The organism is Loktanella fryxellensis (assembly GCF_900110065.1).
Lineage (GTDB): Bacteria > Pseudomonadota > Alphaproteobacteria > Rhodobacterales > Rhodobacteraceae > Loktanella > Loktanella fryxellensis.
Map to the genome: position 1 here is coordinate 1 of NZ_FOCI01000054.1, position 5,595 is coordinate 5,595.

Annotated in this window: 7 protein-coding genes and 1 pseudogene; 7 read left to right on the forward strand and 1 reads right to left on the reverse strand. The window is 56.8% G+C overall.

Annotation, left to right across the window (positions count from 1 at the left end; translation table 11 throughout):
- The 6 genes and pseudogenes from BMX16_RS16985 to BMX16_RS17010 all read left to right on the forward strand — a co-directional run.
- Positions 1-262 (forward strand): annotated as a pseudogene (locus BMX16_RS16985) (IS5/IS1182 family transposase); the annotation flags it as partial.
- Positions 263-336: 74 nt separating this feature from the next.
- The gene (locus tag BMX16_RS18125) at positions 337-663 is read left to right on the forward strand and encodes an alpha/beta hydrolase (RefSeq protein WP_245731743.1); all 327 of its coding nucleotides are present in this window, start codon (positions 337-339) and stop codon (positions 661-663) included.
- Between the two features lie 76 nt (positions 664-739).
- The gene (locus tag BMX16_RS16995; protein ID WP_089905961.1) at positions 740-1,150 is read left to right on the forward strand and encodes a cyclophilin-like fold protein; all 411 of its coding nucleotides are present in this window, start codon (positions 740-742) and stop codon (positions 1,148-1,150) included.
- A gap of 44 nt (positions 1,151-1,194) precedes the next feature.
- A complete protein-coding gene (locus BMX16_RS17000; RefSeq protein ID WP_089905951.1) occupies positions 1,195-1,941 on the forward strand; it encodes an SDR family oxidoreductase in 747 nt (248 codons plus the stop codon).
- 293 nt (positions 1,942-2,234) lie between these two features.
- Positions 2,235-3,287 carry a sensor histidine kinase gene (locus BMX16_RS17005; RefSeq protein WP_089905953.1) on the forward strand — a complete coding sequence of 351 codons (1,053 nt, stop codon included), beginning with the start codon at positions 2,235-2,237 and terminating at the stop codon, positions 3,285-3,287.
- Between the two features lie 75 nt (positions 3,288-3,362).
- The gene (locus BMX16_RS17010; protein WP_089905955.1) at positions 3,363-3,761 is read left to right on the forward strand and encodes a response regulator; all 399 of its coding nucleotides are present in this window, start codon (positions 3,363-3,365) and stop codon (positions 3,759-3,761) included.
- 264 nt (positions 3,762-4,025) lie between these two features.
- Here BMX16_RS17010 and BMX16_RS17015 read toward each other — a convergent pair whose 3' ends face one another.
- Entirely contained in the window at positions 4,026-4,511 is a 486-nt protein-coding gene (locus BMX16_RS17015) for a BLUF domain-containing protein (RefSeq protein ID WP_143058093.1), read from the reverse strand.
- A gap of 104 nt (positions 4,512-4,615) precedes the next feature.
- Between BMX16_RS17015 and BMX16_RS17020 the strand changes: the two genes are divergently transcribed.
- The gene (locus BMX16_RS17020; RefSeq protein WP_089905958.1) at positions 4,616-5,362 is read left to right on the forward strand and encodes a Crp/Fnr family transcriptional regulator; all 747 of its coding nucleotides are present in this window, start codon (positions 4,616-4,618) and stop codon (positions 5,360-5,362) included.
- Positions 5,363-5,595 lie beyond the last annotated feature (233 nt).

The following is a 5,595-nucleotide window of genomic DNA, read 5'->3' on the forward strand; positions in this document are numbered from 1 at the left end:
ATGGGAACCAACCACCGCCGGTGCCATAGCCAGGAATGATGCGCTCCGCGCATCGAAGTGTCTGGGTCGGGCGCTCTGGCGGAACTGGAGCGGATACCACCGCCGGAGCCGCGTCGAGACAAAGATGCATTGTGTAAAGCTGCTGGGCCAGCGGCTGATGGCTCGGGACTTCGACCGCCAGGTCGCGGAGGTCCAGGTGCGCATCGCTATCCTGAATGGCTATACCGCCCTTGGCATCCCCGTCACAAAGGCAGTGGCATAAATCCGTCTGGGGTAAGGGGAAAACCGTCCGTCAGCTGATTTGCGCAACAGAGTCCCTCCGATCCGGTAATCCGGATGTATCATGCCTACTACAAGACGGATCGTGGCTATCACCCCCGTTCCGTCAACTCGAACGGCGGCTGGACGGTGACGAACTCGCTGTCTTTCATGAACATGCCATTGCTGACCTACGTTGCCGAAATCGCGCCGCGCCCGATGCTGGTGATCGCCGGATCAGAGGCTCATTCGCGTTATCTGACCGAGGATGCCTATGCAGCGGCGGCGGAACCCAAGGAGATCATGATCATCGACGGCGCCGACCATGTCGACCTCTATGACCAGTTGGACGTGATCCCTTTCAACAGGATGGCTGACTTCTTTGGCGAACACCTGTCGGTCTGAGAACGGCAACGCGCAGATCACAATGACTGGCCTGTCCGCAGGCCAGCCAGCATCCGTCGACGACAGGATCTTCATCATGTTGAAACCGCTTTTGGGTGCTGCCACCCTCGCCCTTGGACTGTCAGGACCCGCCATGACACAGGACCAGATCACGATCGCCTCCGACTGGGGCACGGTCACCGCCACCCTGGCGGACAACCCCGCCGCTGCGGCGCTGTGGAAGATGCTGCCTGTAACCCTGCCGATGCGCGATCACCTGCGGCAGGAAAAGACGGGCACCTTGCCCACATCCCTGCCGGACTATCCGCGCCAACGCGACTTTGCCACCGGCACCCTCGGATTGTGGAGCGGGCGCGACTTCGTAATCTACTACACCGACGGTGCCGTCCCCGGTCCAGGCATCATTCCGCTGGGGCAGGTGACGGGCGACGTGTCGATCTTCGACCGGCCTGGCGACGTGACGGTGGAACTGACGCAGGCTGAGTGAGGCCGCCCCCACATGATGACACTTACAACACCTGGAGACATGAAATGACCGACAACATCACCGGAAAGGTCGTCGTAATCACCGGCGCATCCAGCGGCATGGGCGAGGCGGCGGCCCGTCACCTCGCAGCCCTCGGGGCGAGCGTTGTGCTGGGTGCCCGGCGGGGCGACCGGCTGCAAGAACTGGCCGACGACATTGCGCAGGCTGGTGGCAAAGCGACGGCCGTGGCCACCGATGTTACCGATCAGGCGCAGATCAAGGCGCTGGTGGATACGGCCGTCGCCACCTACGGCCGCATCGACGTATTGATCAACAACGCCGGCATCATGCCCCTGTCGCCGCTGGAACGGCTGCGGGTCGATGAATGGGACCGGATGATCGACGTGAACCTCAAGGGCGTGCTTTACGGCATCGCTGCCGCCCTGCCCCACATGACCGCGCAGAAGTCGGGTCACATCATAAATTTGGCATCTGTCGCGGGTCATACCTTGTTCGAAGGCTCTGCCGTCTATTCCGCGACGAAATTCGGCGTCCGCGCCATCAGCGAGGGGCTGCGGCAGGAGTTGAAAGCCTACAACATCCGCAGCACCGTCGTCTCGCCGGGTGCCGTCAAGACCGAACTGCTGGACCACATCAGCGAAAAGGACATGCAGAAGGCCAATCAGGACTACGTGGGCGAGGTCGGCGTGCCTGCAGAAACGTTCGCCCGTCTGGTGGAATACGTGATCAGCCAACCAGATGATTTGGACATCAACGAGGTCCTGTTCCGGCCTACCGCGCAGAAGATGTGACAGGCATGGCTGCTGCTCATAATGCCAAATTGGCGGTCTGGGCGGAAAGCAGACGTTCACATCCCACAAGCCAGGGTGTCGAAATCGGGGCGATGCGGACGGCGAAGCTGAAGGTTGGGCCGTCCCCTTTACGCTCTTTTCGGGGATATCTTCCGCCGACCGATTAAGCGTGGTGCTAGTCTGAGCAGGATGTGGTAGCAAGAGGTCGATCGTCAGCGGAGGCGTGCCCTCTGACTGCGTATCTGCCGTGTTTCGCCTTAATCGCGAAGACCCGGCAGGAAAGGACTTCAGACATGTCCAGAACACCTTTTGACCGTCGTGAGGCCGCAAGCACAATTGCCGTGGTGGTATCCTCAAATGAGCCTTTGCTTTTCCTGTCCGCGCAGCATGAGGTCATTGCTGCAAGTGGCTCTTTTTGCCGGGCATTCGAGATTGATCCGGCGACGATGCCCGGCAGGCATCTCAGCGAAGTCGGACACGGCGAGTGGGCGATGCCCAGACTTGCCTCTCTGCTCAAGGCGACCGCTACGGGAAGTGCGCAGATTGAAGCGTATGAAATCGACCTTGAGCGACCGAACCGGAAAACACGGAACCTGGTCCTCAATGCCTGCAAATTGGACGACGGCGACGAATATCGCGTCCGGCTTTTGCTGTCGGTGAGCGATGTGACCGACGTGCGCGCCGACGCACGATTGAAGGACGAACTGGTGCGGGAAAAGGCGGTCTTGCTTCAGGAAGTCCAGCATAGGGTCGCCAACAGCCTGCAAATCATCGCCAGCGTCCTGATGCAAAGCGCGCGCAAGGTGCAGTCCGAAGAGGTGCGCGGCCACCTGCACAACGCCCATCACCGGGTCATGTCGATTGCCGCTGTGCAAAAGCAGCTTTCAACCTCTCCAGGCGGCAAGGTCGGGATAAGCCGTTATCTTACGAACCTTTGCGACAGCCTTGCCGCGTCAATGATCGCTGACCCCGAACGCCTCTCGATCTCGGTCATGGCTGACGACAGCTCCGTGACTGCAGACGTTTCCGTCAGTCTGGGGCTCATTGTCACCGAATTGGTGATCAATGCGCTCAAACATGCTTTCCCCGATCAGGCGGCAGGCAAGATCGAGGTGGGCTACCATGCGACAGGCAACGACTGGACCCTTTCGGTCAAGGACGATGGCATCGGCATGCCGACTGGCGACAGCGCGCCCAAGGCAGGCCTTGGAACTGGTATCGTGGAAGCGTTGACCAAAAATCTGGGAAGCGACCTCCAGTTGAGCGAGGCAAATCCTGGAACCTGTGTCACGGTCAGCTATCTTGGTAATGTCGATCACCATGAAGACATCCGGCCCGCTGCGTAGAGATCAGAACGCGCTAACGCGCTCCGGCTTGCTGCGAAGGCTTGCGGGCATACCAATTGCAGAGACGAGAAGCAGATGAAGAACGGTAAGGCTGTCGTTTTGGTGGTTGAAGACACGGCGGTCATTCGAATGGGGGCCGTCGACCTCGTTCAATCCGCCGGTTACGAAGCGCTGGAAGCCCGTGATGCGGACGAAGCCATCCGGATTTTGGAGGAGCGCGATGACATCGATCTGGTCTTCACCGATGTGCAGATGCCTGGCACGATGGATGGAATCAAGCTGTCGCACTACATCCGCGACCGATGGCCCCCGGTCAAACTGCTGGTAGCGTCCGGCATGGCGATCCTTGAGGAAAGCAGCCTGCCAATAGGCAGCCTGTTCTCATCAAAACCCTACAGCGATCATGAAATCATCGCCATGATGGCCCGCCTGCTCGCAAGCGACAACAGGTCGTTCGCAGAAGTAGGCGGCTGATTGACTTCCCGGAGGCCCGGTCGGTCAGTTGCGCGAAACGGCTGCTAACCCAGGCTGGAACGAGTATAGACAAATGCGTTGAGTTGTCGGTGGTCTATGCCGAGTATCTTTCCAAGATAGCGTCTTTAACGAGGCTGCGCGAAAATTTGAGTTTTCTGAATAGTGGCCGTTGGCTATGGTTAAAATTGTGTCAGTTAAAATTGGAGGTGATACTAATCGACGGCTGTTGCCTCCTTCACCCGATGGCTTGGCAATGGGTGACGACTAACTAAATGGATTTTTGACACGCCAGAACATTTGGAACATCTGTAGTGACATTTGCAAAGCCAAGCAACCGCTGTTCGTTGAGGCGTCTTTGCTGCCTGCCACATCGGTTAGTGATACCAGTTCATGTTCACTGTTTAGGTCGATCTCATTAGTGCCAACGAAACCCATTGCCCAAGCTGAAAATGTCCGGTTTTCAGCCTCACCGTTCCACATGAGCGATATGGCAGAATGGCGTGGGTCGCAAAGGATCCGGTTATAACATTTATCGACGATGCTTCGTTCACCTTCCAGTAGCTGGAAAAATAGTCGATCATGATACATTAGAATACCGGTAATTCCGTCGCGGGTGTTGTTTGTCTTAGACACCGCAAGAATATCAGACAACTGCGCTTCTCCCGAAAGCGTTTTAGAAAGACTCAGATACGCTATTTGGGATACCACAGATATCATTCCTTGCAGGACACATGCTGCAGAGACGAACACAGCGTTGGACCGGCTGTCTGTTGTAAGCACAACATAAAGCAGTGCCCGACCAAAAAAAATGTGCTCCGTTTACTGCAGTTGTCTCGCGAATCAGGAGCTTTGAGATGATGAAAGATCAGACCATCCACGCAAACGAACTACTGGGCGCCTTCACTAAGGAGGCCTACAGCAGGATAGCGCCTTTTTTGACAGAGGTCGATCTCGACCTTGGAACGGTCGTTTGCGAGGCAGGTGGGCTGCTGAGCCATGCCTATTTTCCGCAAGGATGCGTTCTGTCCTTGCTCACGGTCTTGGAGAATGGGTCAGAGATAGAATGCGCCAACATTGGCCGCGAAGGCGCCTTTGGGCTATTCGCGGCCATGTATAGTCGCGTGTCCTTTAACAGATGCACCGTGCAGCTTCAGGGGCCAATGGTTCGATGCGATATCAGGCCTTTGCAAGCGATGTTCGAAAGCAGCGCTCATATGCAGAATCTTTTTGTCAGCTACTCGGAAACCTTGTTGTCACAAGTGATGCAGACTGTTGCCTGCAATTCCCTACACTCCGTTGAAGAGCGTTTATGCCGCTGGCTCCTGATGATGCATGATCGGGCAGAGGGAGAGAATTTGACATATACTCATGAATTTCTGGCAAGGATCATGGGCGTAAATCGAACTTCGGTCACGCTGGCTGCGCAATCTTTGCAAAGCAAGGGCCTTATCAGATATCGCCGTGGCATGATGCAGGTTGTGGATCGCCGTGGGATGGAGACCGCGGCGTGTGAATGCTACATGGTCGTCAGGGAACGGTTCGACGCCTTTTTGAACCCGCCATCAACGGCTATCCAGAAAACCGAGGAAGGCGGAATCTAAGCGGCCATTGATGCTGTCAGGGGTGGCAATGCTGCTTGAATTTCTTGTTTTGCCCAAGGGCAACGCTGAAAAAGGTTATCAACGAGCACCTGACTGAAGATCTGCGCGCGACCATGCCATGCATAGCCGACATTTGATATTAAGGAACATCTGATCAACGCTGTCGGCTGCGCCGCAATTACCGCCTGAGCGCTGCGGGGGCGGATTTAGGAGCCGAAAGCGGCATTGGTCAT

Bases quoted from the DNA above. Each gene is read 5' to 3' on its own strand.
- BMX16_RS16995 (WP_089905961.1), top strand. From the start codon at position 740: ATGTTGAAACCGCTTTTGGGTGCTGCCACCCTCGCCCTTGGACTGTCA.
- BMX16_RS17020 (WP_089905958.1), top strand. From the start codon at position 4,616: ATGATGAAAGATCAGACCATCCACGCAAACGAACTACTGGGCGCCTTC.
- BMX16_RS17000 (WP_089905951.1), top strand. From the start codon at position 1,195: ATGACCGACAACATCACCGGAAAGGTCGTCGTAATCACCGGCGCATCC.
- BMX16_RS17005 (WP_089905953.1), top strand. From the start codon at position 2,235: ATGTCCAGAACACCTTTTGACCGTCGTGAGGCCGCAAGCACAATTGCC.
- BMX16_RS17010 (WP_089905955.1), top strand. From the start codon at position 3,363: ATGAAGAACGGTAAGGCTGTCGTTTTGGTGGTTGAAGACACGGCGGTC.
- BMX16_RS18125 (WP_245731743.1), top strand. From the start codon at position 337: ATGTATCATGCCTACTACAAGACGGATCGTGGCTATCACCCCCGTTCC.